General features: G+C 47.1%; 23 protein-coding genes. All 23 read right to left on the bottom strand.

All coding sequences use genetic code 11. The annotated features are described in order from the left end of the window. Positions 1–379: 379 nt before the first annotated feature. The 23 genes from KNO76_RS12440 to rpsH all read right to left on the bottom strand — a co-directional run bounded on the left by KNO76_RS12440 (position 380) and on the right by rpsH (position 14,502). The gene (locus KNO76_RS12440; RefSeq protein WP_235181820.1) at positions 380–1,000 is read right to left on the bottom strand and encodes a KinB-signaling pathway activation protein; all 621 of its coding nucleotides are present in this window, start codon (positions 998–1,000) and stop codon (positions 380–382) included. Positions 1,001–1,035: 35 nt separating this feature from the next. Continuing rightward, positions 1,036–2,067 carry a P-loop NTPase gene (locus tag KNO76_RS12435; RefSeq protein ID WP_026824853.1) on the bottom strand — a complete coding sequence of 344 codons (1,032 nt, stop codon included), beginning with the start codon at positions 2,065–2,067 and terminating at the stop codon, positions 1,036–1,038. Between the two features lie 134 nt (positions 2,068–2,201). Then, a complete protein-coding gene (gene rpsI, locus KNO76_RS12430; RefSeq protein WP_012727644.1) occupies positions 2,202–2,594 on the bottom strand; it encodes a 30S ribosomal protein S9 in 393 nt (130 codons plus the stop codon). A gap of 25 nt (positions 2,595–2,619) precedes the next feature. Continuing rightward, positions 2,620–3,057, bottom strand: coding sequence for a 50S ribosomal protein L13 (rplM, locus tag KNO76_RS12425; RefSeq protein WP_026824852.1), 438 nt, complete (start codon positions 3,055–3,057; stop codon positions 2,620–2,622). Positions 3,058–3,200: 143 nt separating this feature from the next. Continuing rightward, entirely contained in the window at positions 3,201–3,941 is a 741-nt protein-coding gene (gene truA, locus KNO76_RS12420; protein WP_214704369.1) for a tRNA pseudouridine(38-40) synthase TruA, read from the bottom strand. Beyond that, positions 3,938–4,729: an energy-coupling factor transporter transmembrane component T family protein gene (locus KNO76_RS12415; protein WP_214885734.1), complete on the bottom strand. Its 792-nt coding sequence runs from the start codon at positions 4,727–4,729 to the stop codon at positions 3,938–3,940. Before KNO76_RS12415 ends, truA begins: the two co-directional genes overlap by 4 nt. Further along, a complete protein-coding gene (locus KNO76_RS12410; protein WP_026824849.1) occupies positions 4,726–5,604 on the bottom strand; it encodes an energy-coupling factor transporter ATPase in 879 nt (292 codons plus the stop codon). The genes KNO76_RS12415 and KNO76_RS12410 overlap by 4 nt, the downstream gene beginning before the upstream one ends. Beyond that, positions 5,580–6,416: an energy-coupling factor transporter ATPase gene (locus tag KNO76_RS12405; protein ID WP_214704372.1), complete on the bottom strand. Its 837-nt coding sequence runs from the start codon at positions 6,414–6,416 to the stop codon at positions 5,580–5,582. The genes KNO76_RS12410 and KNO76_RS12405 overlap by 25 nt, the downstream gene beginning before the upstream one ends. Before the next feature lie 69 nt (positions 6,417–6,485). After that, the gene (gene rplQ, locus KNO76_RS12400; RefSeq protein WP_012727650.1) at positions 6,486–6,839 is read right to left on the bottom strand and encodes a 50S ribosomal protein L17; all 354 of its coding nucleotides are present in this window, start codon (positions 6,837–6,839) and stop codon (positions 6,486–6,488) included. 24 nt (positions 6,840–6,863) lie between these two features. Then, positions 6,864–7,808 (bottom strand): DNA-directed RNA polymerase subunit alpha, encoded by a 945-nt coding sequence (locus KNO76_RS12395; protein WP_026824847.1) that lies wholly within the window; start codon positions 7,806–7,808, stop codon positions 6,864–6,866. A gap of 92 nt (positions 7,809–7,900) precedes the next feature. After that, positions 7,901–8,296 carry a 30S ribosomal protein S11 gene (gene rpsK, locus KNO76_RS12390; RefSeq protein ID WP_021066624.1) on the bottom strand — a complete coding sequence of 132 codons (396 nt, stop codon included), beginning with the start codon at positions 8,294–8,296 and terminating at the stop codon, positions 7,901–7,903. Positions 8,297–8,312: 16 nt separating this feature from the next. After that, complete coding sequence (gene rpsM, locus KNO76_RS12385; protein WP_012727653.1) at positions 8,313–8,678, bottom strand: 30S ribosomal protein S13; 366 nt, start codon at positions 8,676–8,678, stop codon at positions 8,313–8,315. A gap of 19 nt (positions 8,679–8,697) precedes the next feature. Further along, positions 8,698–8,811: a 50S ribosomal protein L36 gene (gene rpmJ / locus KNO76_RS12380; protein WP_003156543.1), complete on the bottom strand. Its 114-nt coding sequence runs from the start codon at positions 8,809–8,811 to the stop codon at positions 8,698–8,700. 30 nt (positions 8,812–8,841) lie between these two features. Further along, positions 8,842–9,060, bottom strand: a complete 219-nt coding sequence (gene infA / locus KNO76_RS12375) for a translation initiation factor IF-1 (RefSeq protein WP_021066622.1) — start codon at positions 9,058–9,060, stop codon at positions 8,842–8,844. 105 nt (positions 9,061–9,165) lie between these two features. Then, a complete protein-coding gene (gene map, locus KNO76_RS12370; protein ID WP_214885732.1) occupies positions 9,166–9,924 on the bottom strand; it encodes a type I methionyl aminopeptidase in 759 nt (252 codons plus the stop codon). Next, positions 9,921–10,571 carry an adenylate kinase gene (locus KNO76_RS12365; protein WP_012727656.1) on the bottom strand — a complete coding sequence of 217 codons (651 nt, stop codon included), beginning with the start codon at positions 10,569–10,571 and terminating at the stop codon, positions 9,921–9,923. Before KNO76_RS12365 ends, map begins: the two co-directional genes overlap by 4 nt. Before the next feature lie 79 nt (positions 10,572–10,650). Next, on the bottom strand, positions 10,651–11,940 hold the full coding sequence (gene secY, locus KNO76_RS12360) for a preprotein translocase subunit SecY (RefSeq protein WP_214885730.1): 1,290 nt from the start codon (positions 11,938–11,940) through the stop codon (positions 10,651–10,653). Continuing rightward, on the bottom strand, positions 11,940–12,380 hold the full coding sequence (rplO, locus tag KNO76_RS12355; protein WP_012727658.1) for a 50S ribosomal protein L15: 441 nt from the start codon (positions 12,378–12,380) through the stop codon (positions 11,940–11,942). Before rplO ends, secY begins: the two co-directional genes overlap by 1 nt. Positions 12,381–12,411: 31 nt before the next feature. Beyond that, complete coding sequence (rpmD, locus tag KNO76_RS12350) at positions 12,412–12,597, bottom strand: 50S ribosomal protein L30 (protein ID WP_012727659.1); 186 nt, start codon at positions 12,595–12,597, stop codon at positions 12,412–12,414. Positions 12,598–12,612: 15 nt separating this feature from the next. After that, positions 12,613–13,113 (bottom strand): 30S ribosomal protein S5, encoded by a 501-nt coding sequence (rpsE, locus tag KNO76_RS12345; RefSeq protein WP_012727660.1) that lies wholly within the window; start codon positions 13,111–13,113, stop codon positions 12,613–12,615. A 20-nt stretch (positions 13,114–13,133) separates the two neighbouring features. After that, entirely contained in the window at positions 13,134–13,496 is a 363-nt protein-coding gene (gene rplR, locus KNO76_RS12340) for a 50S ribosomal protein L18 (protein ID WP_012727661.1), read from the bottom strand. 34 nt (positions 13,497–13,530) lie between these two features. Next, a complete protein-coding gene (gene rplF, locus KNO76_RS12335; RefSeq protein WP_026824843.1) occupies positions 13,531–14,070 on the bottom strand; it encodes a 50S ribosomal protein L6 in 540 nt (179 codons plus the stop codon). Positions 14,071–14,103: 33 nt separating this feature from the next. Then, positions 14,104–14,502, bottom strand: coding sequence for a 30S ribosomal protein S8 (rpsH, locus tag KNO76_RS12330; RefSeq protein ID WP_026824842.1), 399 nt, complete (start codon positions 14,500–14,502; stop codon positions 14,104–14,106). Between the last annotated feature and the right edge of the window lie 9 nt (positions 14,503–14,511).

The following is a 14,511-nucleotide window of genomic DNA, read 5'->3' as shown; positions in this document are numbered from 1 at the left end:
CGTCCTGAGCCAGGATCAAACTCTCCAAAGAATTTGATATAGCTCTTAAATTGACGAAGCTTGCGCTTCATTCAAAAATTGTAAAACTTTTTTTGCCTCATCGTTCAGTTTTCAAAGACCAAATCGTTGTCGTGTTAGCGACTTTTTAATAATAGCGATTTGACTTATGAAAGTCAACCACTTTTTATTATTTTTTTACTCCCTGATGTTTTTCTGCGTGAACAACATCAGCGACGTTTATTAATATATCAGTATCCTAAAAAATCGTCAACAATTTTTCTAAAAAAACTTTATTTTTTTTGCATCCACTTAATCAAAACACAAAATCGGTCGCTGAATCGCTCCAAATGACAAAGAACGATCCACGACCGATTAAATTTTATGATGACTTAGACGGCATCTGTTTTTTCGTTTTTTTCTTCGCCACTTCAGACGAAGCCGGTTCAGTAACTTGCCCCGTCTGTTGAAAGCGATGAAGCATCAATACTTGATAGGCATTCGCGAACACTAATGTTGCAAGGGCCGGCCAGAGTAATGGAATTTCATCCGTTGTTTGAAGGGCCGGAATCCATTCAATCAAAGTAATGACGGTCATTAAGAAAAGTGTCGGGATGAAAGCACTCATATTCGTTTGTTTCGCTTTACTCGCAGCAACTACCCAAGCGACAATTAATAACACAAGCATCTCGCCGATATAACGCCACATGTGATCATTTCCAAATGCGAGCATCCGTAAATAGACGGCATCAAAGATCGCAAAGGCGATTAACAACACCTGGACGCGATTCCATAGACGTGGCCCTCGGAATAAATCAAGACCGACCCGATGGATGATCAAATAGGCGAAGAAGCCCATCATACTGATCCCGGTCCATGTGCTCGAGTAACTAAGCGCAGTGACAATTGCCTCCCAAGACTGACTGACTAAATAACCCGGGTTCGCTAACAAGTTCATAAGGAACCCGAACAACGTCCCAAAAACGAGCGTTGTCCAAAACAAACGTAAAAATCCTTGTACTTTCATCTCTCACCGATTCACCCTTCTATTTGTTTAATGACTGCTTGCGCTAACTCGTCATACGTATGCTCAAATGGATGACCATCCCGATAGACAGAAGGTGCGAAGTCCTCTTCATTATCATACGGTTGGCCAAGCGGAATTTGAGCAAGCAACTTACTCTTCAGTGCTTCTGATAGTTTTTCTCCACCACCATAACCGAATACGTATTCTTTTTCGCCTGTCAGTTTACTTTCGAAATAAGCCATGTTCTCAATGATACCTAGTAGTTTATGGTTCGTTTTAATCGCCATTGCCCCAGCACGAGCAGCAACGAAAGCAGCTGTCGCGTGAGGTGTCGTCACAATCAACTCCTGGCATGATGGGAGCATCGAATGGATATCAAGTGCGACATCCCCCGTTCCTGGCGGTAAGTCGAGCAATAGATAGTCTAGGTCGCCCCACTCGACGTCATTGAAGAAGTTATTTAACATTTTTCCGAGCATCGGTCCACGCCAGATAACGGGTGCATTGTCTTCAACGAAAAAGCCCATTGAAATGACCTTCACACCGAAACGCTCGACTGGAATGATCTTTTCGCCGCGAACAACTGGTCGTTCTTCGATGCCAAGCATATCCGGAACACTAAATCCGTAAATGTCCGCATCGATCAATCCAACCTTCTTGCCCGCTCGCGCAAGCGCGACCGCTAAGTTGACAGACACTGTAGATTTCCCTACGCCACCCTTACCTGAAGCGATGGCGATAAATGTCGTCCCTGAATTCTCACGAAGAATCGCCGGCTTTGTCGCTTCCTTCAAACTTTCGTCGTTCAATGCTTCAAAGCGAAGTCCAACCGTCTTAAAGCCTTTCCCCTTGAGCAATGTGACAATCTCTTGTTGTAATTGAAGCTGTTCCCCGCTCCCTGTTTGTCCGAGTGCCACTTTTACACTGACATAATCTTCTTTAATGCGGATGTCTTTTACCCCCGCTGTATCTCCAAGCGTTCGGTTGATCGTTGGATCAACGAGCCCCGCCAATTCCTCGCGTACTTGCTCTACTGTAAGCATATCGCTTCCCCCTTCTAACTGTTTCGATATCAGTATATCAAAAAAAGCGTTTTCTTGACGGCTTCGGAATCGACTATTTCAAACAAAAAACTCTCCACCCGAAAGGATGGAGAGTTCGAACCACACCGCGAAGATTAACGCTTCGAGAATTGTGGTGCGCGACGTGCTGCTTTAAGACCGTATTTTTTACGTTCTTTCATACGAGCGTCACGAGTTAAGAAGCCTTTTTCTTTGAGGCTTGGACGGAATTCTGGGTCCGCTTGAAGAAGCGCACGTGATACACCGTGGCGAATCGCTCCAGCTTGTCCAGTATATCCACCACCGTTAACGTTAACGATTACATCGTATTTTCCTTCTGTTTCAGTCAATACGAGTGGTGATTTAGCCATCATGATCAAAGTCTCATGACCGAAGTATTCTGAGATATCGCGGCCATTTACAACAACTTTACCGTCACCTGCAACGAGGTGAACGCGAGCCACCGAGTGTTTGCGGCGGCCTGTTCCGTAGTAACGTACATCTGCCATCGTTTAGTTCCTCCCTGTGTCTCGATTAACCGCGAAGTTCGTAAACTTCTGGTTTTTGTGCTTCATGCTTGTGTTCAGTTCCAGCGTAAACGTGGAGTTTGTTGAATTGTTGACGACCGAGTGATCCTTTTGGAAGCATCCCTTTGATCGCGAGTTCAAGCATACGCTCTGGACGTTTTGCGAGAAGCTCTTTTGCAGTTTGTGATTTCAAGCCGCCTGGATGACCTGAATGACGGTAGTAGATCTTGTCATTCAACTTGTTACCAGTCAATTTGATTTTCTCAGCGTTGATGATGATGACGTGGTCTCCGCAATCAACGTGTGGTGTGAAAGTCGGCTTGTGCTTACCGCGAAGAAGTGAAGCTACTTCACTAGTCAAACGACCAAGTGTTTTGCCTTCTGCGTCGATAAGGAGCCATTTGCGTTCTACTTCAGATGCTTTAGCCATGAATGTTGTGCGCATGTGGAATACCTCCTAGAAATGTCTGTTCACTTAATTTTTTGATGCTTTATCATAATCCTAGTTTACGGGGCTAAGATTGTGGTTCATCTCTAAATTTGAAAATGAAATGCCAATGAATATAATACGATTTTATAGAAGGAATGTCAATCTACTTTTTCATAATTCACATTCCACAAATATAAACCATGCGGGGGCGCGGTTATTCCCGCCATACGGCGGTCTCTCGCCTCCAACATTTGTGCGATGTCGGCAGGCTCATACTTGCCTCGCCCTATCTCGATGACTGTCCCTACCATAATTCGCACTTGATTGTACAAAAAGCCAGAACCCACGAAACGAAATATGATCTCATCATCTACTTCTAACACTTCCGTTTCATAGATAGTACGAACACGATCCTCGACTTCCGCCTTCGTCACTGAGAACGAAGTGAAGTCATGTGTTCCTACTAACAGCTTCATTGCTTGACGCATCGACTCTAGGTTTAGCGTGTAAGTAACGGTCGCAGCATAGTGTCGTCGAAACGGGTCCTCGGTCTTACGAATATAGTAGCGATATTCTTTTCGCTTGGCCCCGTAGCGAGCATGGAACATAGCATCAGCCTCTTCAGCCTGTTTGACATGGATATCATCCGGCAACATCGCGTTTAGCGCTTTGACGAATCGTTCCGCAGGCATCTGTAGCGACGTATCAAAGTGAATCACTTGTCCTAAGGCATGGACGCCGGCATCTGTACGACCTGAAGCGACGATTTTTACCGGTTGACGATGCATGCGTGCTAACACCGTCTCAATCTCAGCCTGAACCGTATTGCCGTTCGGTTGTACTTGATATCCCGCATAGTTGGTCCCGTCATAGGCAACTGTCAATTTAATTCGTCTCATCCAATCCCTCTCAATCCAAACAATATGAGTGTCAGTAAGACAAAGATAAACAACACCATCGTGTCACGCGTATGCCACTCCATCTCGCGCAATCTCGTCCGTCCTTCACCCCCACGGTAGCCACGCGCTTCCATAGCTGTAGCGAGGTCCTCAGCACGCTTAAACGCTGAGATGAATAATGGGATTAGTAACGGAATAACTCCTTTCAATCGAGACTTCCATGGACCGCTCGTCAAATCGACGCCCCGTGCTTGTTGCGCTTTCATAATGCGGTCCGTCTCGTCCGCAAGAGTCGGTAGGAAACGGAGCGAGATGGAGAGCATTAATGCAATCTCATGGGCAGGCACACGAATCCGTTCGAATGGCCGGAGACCTGCTTCAATCGAGTCGGTTAATTCCATCGGTGTCGTCGTCAATGTCACGAGCGTCGTCAACATGACGAGATAGAAGAATCGGAGCGAGACGATCAGGCCCATGCGAACCCCTTCCGAATAAATTGCAACCGGTCCGAATTCGAAGAGGAGGGTGCCGTCACGATTGAATAACAACTGCAAGACCAATGTGAAGACGATTAAAAATAAAATCATGCGTAGCCCGTTCCATAAGTAGCGCCACGATAACTGCGATAGTTTGACCACAAACAACGTGAAAGACAGCAGAAACAAGTTCGTCCATAAATTATCTGCTAAAAAGACGACCGGGATGAACCCTAAAATGAAGAGCGTCTTCGCACGTGCATCGAGTGAGTGGAGCCACGAATGTCCCGGTATATATTGACCGATAATCATGTCGCTCCCCCTTTCAACCGTTCCGCGACCCAATCCGCCAGTTCGCTCTCAGTGCGTACGAGTGGAATTACAGTTTCTCCAAAAGCCGGTGCCATATCGCGGGCGAATCGTAAAACGTGCGGGATGTCGAGCTGGAGACGTCGCACGAGCGTCTCGTCTTGGAACAGGTCAAACGGATCTCCGTCAAACGCCACCTCGCCGCGCTCCATCACCACGACGCGTTCCGCATAGGCGAGCACATCATCCATATCGTGCGAAACGAGAATAAGTGTCAGATTCAATTCTTCTCGTAACCGTTTGAATAAGGCAAGCATATCCCGTCTTCCAATCGGATCGAGACCTGCTGTCGGTTCATCGACGATAAGGACGTCAGGACGACTCGCCAAGACCCCTGCAATCGCAACACGGCGCATTTGTCCGCCCGAGAGATCAAATGGGGAACGTTCCCAAAGTGATTCATCCAAACCAACGAGGCGAAGGGCTTCATGGGCACGTTCTTTCGCTTCGGCATCTGTCGCGCCAAAATTGCGCGGACCGAACATGACGTCGCGTTCGACCGTCTCTTCAAACAATTGATGTTCGGGATATTGAAAGACGAGCCCAACGCGACGCCGAAGCGGCAAGAGATTTTGCTTTTTATCACGACGCGAACGAATCGGTGTGACGGTGATGTCATCGACTACCACACGCCCGTCTGTCGGTCGTAATAATCCGTTCATATGTTGAACAAGCGTCGATTTCCCTGAGCCTGTATGCCCAAGAAACGCAACAAGCGCTCCCGACGGAATGGTTACATTCACATCGCGCAGCGCGGTTCGTTCAAACGGAGTATTGATTTGATATTGATATGTTACTTCTTCAATGCGTATCGGCATAGATGGTTCACCAACTCCGAATGTTGTAGCATCAAACGATCGAGTGGAATGCCACGCTCCTTCAGTTCGAGTTGCATCCGAACGATAAACGGGACATCTAATTGGATGTCACGAAGCGCATCTGGATGTTGAAACACGTCTTCAGGTGTACCGGTCATCGCAATCTTACCTTTCGATAATGCAATGATACGGTCGGCAAACAACACTTCGTCGAGCTCGTGTGTAATAGCGACAACCGTCATCCCTTCCGAGACGAGCTGTCGTACCGTTTGTAATACCTCTTGTCGCCCGATTGGGTCGAGCATCGAGGTCGCTTCATCGAGCACGAGGACACGCGGGCGCATTGCGAGAGCCGCAGCTATCGCAACGCGCTGCTTTTGTCCACCGGATAACTGATGCGGTTCACGGTCCGCTAGTTCCGATAATCCAACGCGCGCTAGACTGTCATCAATTCGACGAACCATTTCTTGACGTGGAAGTCCCATGTTTTCGAGAGAAAATGCCACATCATCGCGCACGGTCGCCCCAACAAATTGATTGTCGGGATTTTGAAAGACGACCCCAATCCGCGTCCGAACGTCCCACACGTCTGCGGCGTTCGACGGATCGAGTGTCTCGACGTGGACTTCCCCCTGTTCAGGAATGAGAAGTCCGTTCCACAATTTCGTTAGTGTCGACTTGCCAGAACCATTATGGCCGACAATCGCAAGCCATTCCCCTTTGTACACATCGAGCGATAGGCCGTTAAGTGCCGGCTCAGATTGTCCAGGGTAATGAAATACGACATCCCGTACCATAATTTGTGCTTCCATAGGTCGACTCCTTTCTTATGTGGAAACAGGGCACTACGTCACCGCATGCCCTGTCGACTGCCTAATGAATTAGACGAGTTCGATGATTACAACTTCTGCACCATCACCGCGGCGTGGGCCGACTTTCATGATGCGCGTGTATCCACCTTGACGTTCAGCGTAGCGTGGTGCCACGTCTTCGAACAATTTTTGGATAGCGTCTTTTTCTCCAGCGTTCTCTTTACGAACGAATGAAGCTACTTGACGACGGGCATGAAGATCGCCACGTTTCCCAAGAGTAATCAATTTTTCAACGACTGGGCGAAGTTCTTTCGCTTTTTGTTCAGTTGTTTGAATGCGCTCGTTGATGATTAGGTCAGTTGCAAGATCACGCAAAAGCGCCTTGCGTTGCGAGCTTGTACGGCCAAGTTTCGAATAAGCCATTACATTTCCCTCCTTCGGTTGAACTTAGTCTTCTTTACGCAAGCCCAAACCGAGTTCGTCCAACTTGTGTTGAACTTCTTCGAGTGATTTACGTCCGAGGTTACGAACTTTCATCATCTCTTCCTCTGATTTGTTTGCGAGTTCTTGAACAGTGTTGATGCCAGCGCGCTTCAAGCAGTTGTACGAACGAACTGAGAGATCGAGTTCTTCAATCGTCATTTCGAGTACTTTTTCTTTTTGGTCTTCTTCTTTCTCGACCATAATTTCTGCATTGAGAGCTTCATCTGTCAAACCAACGAAGATGTTCAAGTGTTCCGTCAAAATTTTAGCCCCTAATGATACAGCTTCTTCCGGACGAATTGAACCATCTGTCCACACGTCTAATAAAAGCTTATCGAAGCTAGCGTCTTGACCGACACGTGTTTTGTCTACTTCGTAGTTCACGCGTTGAATCGGTGTATAGATCGAATCGATTGGAATGACACCAATCGGCATATCATCACGTTTGTTATCTTCTGCCTGGACGTAACCACGACCACGGCGAGCAGTCAAACGCATGCGAAGCGTCGCATTGTCAGCGAGAGTCGCGATGTAGAGCTCAGGATTCAAGATTTCAACGTCGCTATCATGGGTAATGTCTGCCGCAGTGACAGCACCGGCACTTGAAACGTTAATCTCAAGCGTTTTCTCTTCTTCCGAGTACACTTTTAGTGCTAACTTCTTGAGGTTTAGTACGATTTGAGTGACGTCTTCGACGACACCGTCAATCGTAGAGAACTCGTGAAGCACGCCATCGATTTGAACCGCTGTTACCGCTGCACCTGGGAGCGATGACAATAGAATTCGACGTAGTGAGTTACCGAGAGTAGTGCCATATCCACGTTCAAGCGGTTCTACTACGAATTTACCAAACGTAGCGTCCTCGCTGATTTCGACCGTTTCGATCTTTGGTTTTTCAATCTCGATCATCTGAACCCCTCCTTGAGTATATCCTGCCGTGCAGTTTGAACTGCTAAAGTATATGCTGTCGTGCTAGGTAAACCCTTCACACGTTCAAGCGATTATACGCGGCGACGTTTCGGAGGGCGGCAACCGTTGTGCGGAACTGGAGTTACGTCACGGATTGCAGTAACTTCAAGACCAGTAGCTTGGAGTGCACGGATAGCCGCTTCACGTCCAGCACCAGGACCTTTAACGTTAACTTCTACTGTACGCATACCGTTGTCCATTGCAACTTTCGCTGCAGTTTCAGCAGCCAATTGTGCTGCGAATGGAGTCGATTTACGTGATCCTTTAAATCCAAGGTTACCAGAAGTAGCCCATGAGATCGCGTTACCTTGCGTGTCAGTGATTGTGATGATTGTGTTGTTGAATGTAGAACGGATGTGTACCACACCGACTTCAACATGTTTTTTAACTTTACGTTTAGAACGTACGTTTTGCTTACGTTTCGCCATTGTTCAATTCCCTCCTTTACTTCTTCTTGTTCGCTACTGTACGGCGTGGGCCTTTACGAGTACGCGAGTTGTTCTTCGTGTTTTGACCGCGAACAGGGAGACTACGGCGATGACGGATACCGCGGTATGCGCCGATCTCGATCAAACGTTTGATGTTAAGTGAAACTTCACGACGAAGGTCACCTTCAACTTTGATTCCGTCAATTGCTTCACGGATACGGTTGAGTTCATCTTCAGTAAGGTCGCGTGTGCGTGTCTCTTCAGAAACGTTAGCTGCCTTCAAAATTTCTTGTGCTTTTGTTTTACCAATACCATAGATGTATGTGAGCGAAATAACGATACGTTTTTCGCGTGGAATATCTACACCAGCAATACGTGCCATGTGTGCACCTCCTCTGAAATTAACCTTGTTTTTGTTTGTGTTTCGGGTTTTCGCAAATTACCATTACTTTACCCTTACGACGAATGACTTTACATTTTTCGCAAATCGGTTTTACCGACGGTCTTACTTTCATGAGTATACCCTCCTCCTGGAAAAATCGGAGTTACTTATAACGGTACGTAATCCGCCCGCGAGTCAAGTCGTATGGAGACAACTCAACAGTTACGCGGTCACCTGGAAGGATCCGAATGTAGTGCATCCGAATTTTCCCTGAGACGTGCGCGAGCACCGTGTGGCCGTTTTCTAACTCCACTTTAAACATTGCGTTCGGAAGTGGTTCGACAACAGTGCCTTCCACTTCAATGACATCTTGTTTCGCCATCATTTATTCCCCTTTCTATATGAAAATCTTTAGGAGCACAGACGATCTATTGCCATCTACTGTGAGAGAAGGATCCTTGACGGATCAGTATGGAACAATAGAGCCTCATTCACCGGAATCGAGTGTCGTTAAAATCTCGTATCCATCGTCTGTGATGGCGATGGTGTGCTCAAAGTGGGCGCACATGCTACCGTCCACTGTGACAACTGTCCAGTTATCAGTCAGTGTTCGAACATAGCGTTGACCAGCGTTCACCATTGGTTCAATGGCTAACGTCATCCCAGTCTTCAGGCGCGGCCCTTTCCCCGGTGGACCATAGTGTGGAATTTGCGGCTCTTCATGCAAATCTTGTCCAACACCATGACCGACGTATTCGCGGACGACAGAGAAATCATTTGATTCAACATATGCTTGAATCGCATGCGAAATATCTGTCAATCGCCCTCCAGCCTTGGCGTGCTCCAATCCTTTATACAGACTTTCTTCGGTTACGTCAAGTAGCCGCTGTGTCTCTTCTGAGATTGTTCCCACTGGATAAGTCCAAGCGGAATCTCCATGATATCCATTGTAGTAGGCACCGATATCGATTGAGATGATATCTCCATCTTTCAATACCCGTTTTCCTGGAATGCCATGAACAAGCTCTTCGTTCACCGAAGCACAAACACTACCGGTAAAACCGTTGTAGCCTTTGAACGATGGTGTCGCACCTTGGCTGCGAATGTAATCTTCCGCAATCCGGTCGAGCTCAAGCGTCGTGATTCCTGGTTTAATGTGCTGTTTGAGCACCTGGTGCGTTCGAGCAACAATTTGCCCAGCCTCACGCATAATCGCAATTTCACGAGGCGTCTTCGTGATGATCATTCAGTATCACCAAGTAATGCTTTGACATCGGCATACACGACATCGATTGGACGATCTCCATCCAATGTACGAAGATACCCTTTTTCAGCGTAAAAGTCAATGAGTGGTTTCGATTGCTCGATGTTGACGTCAAGGCGACGGCGAACCGTTTCCTCTTTATCGTCTTCACGTTGCATAAGAGCCGACCCATCCACATCACAGATGCCTTCCACTTTTGGTGGGTTGAAGATCACATGATATGTCGCGCCACACGTTGGGCAGATCCAACGACCTGTCAAGCGTGGAACGAGAATTTCCGCATCCACATCGATGTTGACGACGTGGTCAATCTGTTTCCCCAAATCTTTAAGCAAACTTTCGAGTGCCTCTGCTTGAGCAACAGTACGCGGGAATCCATCGAGTAAGAAACCTTTTTCTGTGTCATCTTGACTAAGACGTTCCCGTACGATTCCGATTGTTACCTCATCCGGTACGAGTTCACCTTTATCCATGAATGACTTAGCTTCTTTACCGAGTGGCGTTCCGCCTTTGATTGCCGCACGAAACATGTCGCCTGTCGAAATGTGAGGGATTTGGTACTCTTCTACAATTTTAGCAGCTTGAGTCCCTTTCCCAGCACCCGGTAAGCCCATGAGTACTAGATTCATCTCGGTTAGCCTCCAGTTTTGATTTTCACGAAGATCTCGTAAACACGACAGGAAGGAAGGGTTGACCCTTCCTTCCGCTTTAACGGATAAAGCCTTTATAGTGTCGTTTTACAAGTTGACTCTCGATTTGTTTCATCGTTTCGAGGGCTACCCCGATGACGATCAATAAGCTCGTTCCTCCGATTTGAACGGAAGTTGGAAGACCGGCAAGCTTAATGAAGATTGTCGGCATGATCGCCACGAACGATAAGAAAATCGCTCCGAAGAAAGTCAATCGATACAGCAACTTCGTGATGTACTGTTCTGTTTGCGCCCCAGGACGAATCCCAGGAATATAACCACCTTGCTTCTGCAAGTTTTCTGCCATCTGCTCTGGATTCACCTGAACAAATGTATAGAAGTAAGAGAACGCAATGATTAACGCAACATAAATCGACATTCCGATTGGCGCCGTCGTGTCAAAGTACGTTTGTAATTTTTGCGTTGTCTCTGGAGAAGCAATGAAGCTTGCAACAGTTGGCGGTGTTACCATGAAGGAAATCGCGAAGATTACCGGGATAACACCTGCTGCGTTTAGCTTGATTGGCAAGTGCGTCGACTGTCCGCCCACTGGGGTACGGTTTGCCGTGCGTTTTGCATATTGGATTGGGATTTTGCGTGCCGCTTGTTGAACATAAATGATCCCAACCGTCACGGCCAAAATCACAAGGGCCAATATAACCAAGTAAACGATATTAATGAACAATGCATCTCCAGCGTTTTGGAGTTTTGTTTCATAAACCTGCGTAAAGATTCTTGGGAACCCGGCGACGATACCCGCGAAGATGATGATGGAAATACCATTCCCAACACCTTTCTCCGTTGTCATTTCACCAAGGAACATCAAGAACGCTGTACCCGCAGTGAGTACAATCGCGATCACAAAGTAAGTTGCCGTTCCCCATGTCTCATTGACGAGACCTGGGTACAGGCGGTTAAATCCAAACGACAATGATGTCGCTTGAACAAAGCCTAAGATGATCGTCCCATAGCGCGTGACCGTCGCTAACTTTTTACGGCCCGCCTCTCCTTGTTTGGCCCATTCGGCAAACTTTGGAACGACGTCCATTTGTAAAAGTTGCACAACGATCGATGCCGTGATGTACGGCATGATCCCCATTGCGAACAAGGAGAAGTTCTGTAAAGCATTTCCTCCAAACAAGTTCAAGAAGTCAAGAAGACCTCCTGAGTCAAAACGCAACACATCCGTATTCACCATCGGCACCGGGATATGAGCCCCGATGCGGAAAATGATGATGATTGCGAGTGTGAAGAGAATACGCTGTCGAATATCTTTCACGCGCCACATATTGGAGATCGTCTGAAACATCAGATCACCTCAACTGTACCGCCAGCTGCTTCGATCGCTTCTTTCGCTGCACCCGAGAACTTGTTGGCTTTTACAGTCAATTTAGTTTCAAGCTTGCCGTTGGCAAGAACTTTGATTCCGTCTTTAGCAGAGCTGACAACACCAGTCTCAATTAAGAGTTCTGGAGTAACTTCAGTACCTGCTTCGAAACGGTTAAGCGTGTCTAGGGAAACAACCGCATACTCTTTACGAGTTGGGTTGTTGAAACCGCGTTTTGGAAGACGACGGTAAAGTGGATTTTGTCCACCTTCAAATCCTGGACGAACGCCACCGCCCGAACGAGCTTTTTGACCTTTGTGTCCACGACCAGAAGTTTTACCGTTACCAGTCGCCATTCCGCGACCGACACGGTTACGTTCGTGACGTGAACCTGGAGTTGGCTTCAATTCATGGAGTTTCATAGTGGCACCTCCTTATTTATTAAAATCTTTATTATTCGTTGATTTCTTTTACAGTCACAAGGTGCGACACTTTGTTGATCATACCGCGCATCGCGACGTTGTCAGGGACAACGACCGTTTGATGCATTTTACGAAGACCGAGTGTACGTACAGTAACACGCTGACCTTCCGGACGACCAATAGTGCTGCGTGTGAGGGTGATTGCGAGTTTCGCCATGTCTAGTTCCCTCCCTTAGTTAAGAAGTTCTTCTACGCTTTTACCACGTAGTTTAGCAACTTCCTCTGCTTTTTTGAGCTCTGTCAAGCCTTGAACCGTCGCACGGACGATGTTGATCGGTGTGTTTGAACCTAACGATTTCGAAAGGATGTCACCTACACCTGCAAGTTCGAGCACCGCACGAACTGGACCACCAGCGATAACCCCAGTACCTTCAGAAGCTGGTTTCATGAATACACGACCTGCTCCGAATACTCCTGTGATTTCGTGTGGAATTGTTGTACCAACCATAGGTACTTGTACCATGTTTTTCTTAGCGGCTTCAATAGCCTTGCGAATCGCTTCTGGCACCTCTTGTGCCTTACCTGTACCGAAACCGACGTGACCATTTTTGTCACCTACGACTACGAGAGCAGCAAAACGGAAGCGGCGGCCACCTTTTACGACTTTCGCGACGCGGTTTACGGTAACAACGCGTTCTTCAAGTTGTTCCATGTTAACGTCTAACTGGCGCATCGAGTGTCCCCTCCTTTTTATTAGAATTTAAGACCTGCTTCACGAGCTGCTTCTGCAACAGCTTTGACGCGGCCATGATAGAGGTATCCACCACGGTCGAACACAACTGTGTCGATACCTTTCTCGAGTGCACGTTCTGCAGCAAGTTTACCAACAGCTTTCGCTGCTTCAACGTTACCGCCATTTGTAAGATCGAGAGCTTTATCTTTCGAAGATGCAGACACAAGCGTTGTTTGTGCCGCGTCATCGATAAGTTGAACGTAAATGTGTTTGCTCGAACGGAATACGTTCAAACGTGGACGAGCTGCCGTCCCCGTGATCGTACGACGTACGCGAGCATGACGCTTTTTACGAACTGCATTTTTATCTGCTTTTGTGATCATTTATGCCACTCCTTTCCGTTCATTTCGTGACGAATTACTTACCAGTCTTACCTTCTTTACGGCGAATACGTTCATCAGAGTAACGAACACCTTTACCTTTGTAAGGTTCTGGAGCACGGTACGAGCGGATTTGAGCAGCAACGTGACCGACGCGCTCTTTGTTAATCCCTTTTACGATGATTTGCGTGTTTGAAGGAACTTCGATTTCGATACCTTCCTCAGCAACGTACTCGATTGGGTGCGAGTAACCGAGGTTGAGGACGAGTTTGTTACCTTGCTTCGTAGCACGGTAACCAACCCCCGAGATCTCAAGTGTTTTTTGGAATCCGTTCGACACACCTTGTACCATGTTGGCAATAAGGGCACGTGTCGTACCGTGAATTGTACGGCTTTCTTTCGATTCGTCTGGACGAACAACCGTCAATTCGTTCTCTTCAATTTTGATTTCCAATGCCGGGTTAGCTGAAAGCGAAAGTTCACCTTTAGCACCTTTTACTGTGACCGTGTTGTCATTAGCAACTGTTACAGTAACGCCAGCAGGAATCGTAACTGGTTTTTTACCAATACGTGACATTGATTACACCTCCGTTCTTGTTAGAAAAGTGACTTACCAGATGTAGGCGAGCACTTCGCCGCCGACTTGTTGTTGGCGAGCTTCTTTATCAGTCATAAGACCTTTAGATGTCGAAAGAACTGCGATTCCGAGTCCTCCGAGTACTTTTGGTACTTCATCAGCTTTTGCGTATACACGAAGACCTGGTTTCGAAATACGTTTGAGACCAGTGATTACACGTTCGTTGCTTGCTCCATATTTAAGGAAAAGACGAAGTGTACCTTGTTTAGCGTCCTCGATATATTCAACATCGCGAATGAAACCTTCACGCTTAAGGATTTCAGCGATCTCACGTTTAATGTTCGAAGCTGGGAGCTCCATTTTTTCATGGCGAACCATGTTAGCGTTACGGATACGTGTAAGCATATCTGCAATAGGGTCTGTCATTACCATGCGATGTAC

The sequence above is a fragment of the Exiguobacterium sp. s101 genome (assembly GCF_018617835.1).
Taxonomy (GTDB): Bacteria; Bacillota; Bacilli; order Exiguobacteriales; family Exiguobacteriaceae; genus Exiguobacterium; species Exiguobacterium marinum.
The sequence above is the reverse complement of the archived record's forward strand: the minus strand, read 5'-3'. Positions and strand labels throughout refer to the sequence as shown.

What these genes read in the sequence shown, in the direction of transcription:
- KNO76_RS12435 (WP_026824853.1), bottom strand. Translation starts at nt 2,067, where the DNA reads ATGCTTACAGTAGAGCAAGTACGCGAGGAATTGGCGGGGCTCGTTGAT.
- rpsI (WP_012727644.1), bottom strand. Translation starts at nt 2,594, where the DNA reads ATGGCAGATGTACGTTACTACGGAACAGGCCGCCGCAAACACTCGGTG.
- rplM (WP_026824852.1), bottom strand. Translation starts at nt 3,057, where the DNA reads ATGCGCACAACATTCATGGCTAAAGCATCTGAAGTAGAACGCAAATGG.
- truA (WP_214704369.1), bottom strand. Translation starts at nt 3,941, where the DNA reads ATGAGACGAATTAAATTGACAGTTGCCTATGACGGGACCAACTATGCG.
- KNO76_RS12415 (WP_214885734.1), bottom strand. Translation starts at nt 4,729, where the DNA reads ATGATTATCGGTCAATATATACCGGGACATTCGTGGCTCCACTCACTC.
- KNO76_RS12410 (WP_026824849.1), bottom strand. Translation starts at nt 5,604, where the DNA reads ATGCCGATACGCATTGAAGAAGTAACATATCAATATCAAATCAATACT.
- KNO76_RS12405 (WP_214704372.1), bottom strand. Translation starts at nt 6,416, where the DNA reads ATGGAAGCACAAATTATGGTACGGGATGTCGTATTTCATTACCCTGGA.
- rplQ (WP_012727650.1), bottom strand. Translation starts at nt 6,839, where the DNA reads ATGGCTTATTCGAAACTTGGCCGTACAAGCTCGCAACGCAAGGCGCTT.
- KNO76_RS12395 (WP_026824847.1), bottom strand. Translation starts at nt 7,808, where the DNA reads ATGATCGAGATTGAAAAACCAAAGATCGAAACGGTCGAAATCAGCGAG.
- rpsK (WP_021066624.1), bottom strand. Translation starts at nt 8,296, where the DNA reads ATGGCGAAACGTAAGCAAAACGTACGTTCTAAACGTAAAGTTAAAAAA.
- rpsM (WP_012727653.1), bottom strand. Translation starts at nt 8,678, where the DNA reads ATGGCACGTATTGCTGGTGTAGATATTCCACGCGAAAAACGTATCGTT.
- rpmJ (WP_003156543.1), bottom strand. Translation starts at nt 8,811, where the DNA reads ATGAAAGTAAGACCGTCGGTAAAACCGATTTGCGAAAAATGTAAAGTC.
- infA (WP_021066622.1), bottom strand. Translation starts at nt 9,060, where the DNA reads ATGGCGAAACAAGATGTCATTGAAGTGGAAGGCACTGTTGTCGAACCA.
- map (WP_214885732.1), bottom strand. Translation starts at nt 9,924, where the DNA reads ATGATCATCACGAAGACGCCTCGTGAAATTGCGATTATGCGTGAGGCT.
- KNO76_RS12365 (WP_012727656.1), bottom strand. Translation starts at nt 10,571, where the DNA reads ATGAATCTAGTACTCATGGGCTTACCGGGTGCTGGGAAAGGGACTCAA.
- secY (WP_214885730.1), bottom strand. Translation starts at nt 11,940, where the DNA reads ATGTTTCAGACGATCTCCAATATGTGGCGCGTGAAAGATATTCGACAG.
- rplO (WP_012727658.1), bottom strand. Translation starts at nt 12,380, where the DNA reads ATGAAACTCCATGAATTGAAGCCAACTCCAGGTTCACGTCACGAACGT.
- rpmD (WP_012727659.1), bottom strand. Translation starts at nt 12,597, where the DNA reads ATGGCGAAACTCGCAATCACCCTCACACGCAGCACTATTGGTCGTCCG.
- rpsE (WP_012727660.1), bottom strand. Translation starts at nt 13,113, where the DNA reads ATGCGCCAGTTAGACGTTAACATGGAACAACTTGAAGAACGCGTTGTT.
- rplR (WP_012727661.1), bottom strand. Translation starts at nt 13,496, where the DNA reads ATGATCACAAAAGCAGATAAAAATGCAGTTCGTAAAAAGCGTCATGCT.
- rplF (WP_026824843.1), bottom strand. Translation starts at nt 14,070, where the DNA reads ATGTCACGTATTGGTAAAAAACCAGTTACGATTCCTGCTGGCGTTACT.
- rpsH (WP_026824842.1), bottom strand. Translation starts at nt 14,502, where the DNA reads ATGGTAATGACAGACCCTATTGCAGATATGCTTACACGTATCCGTAAC.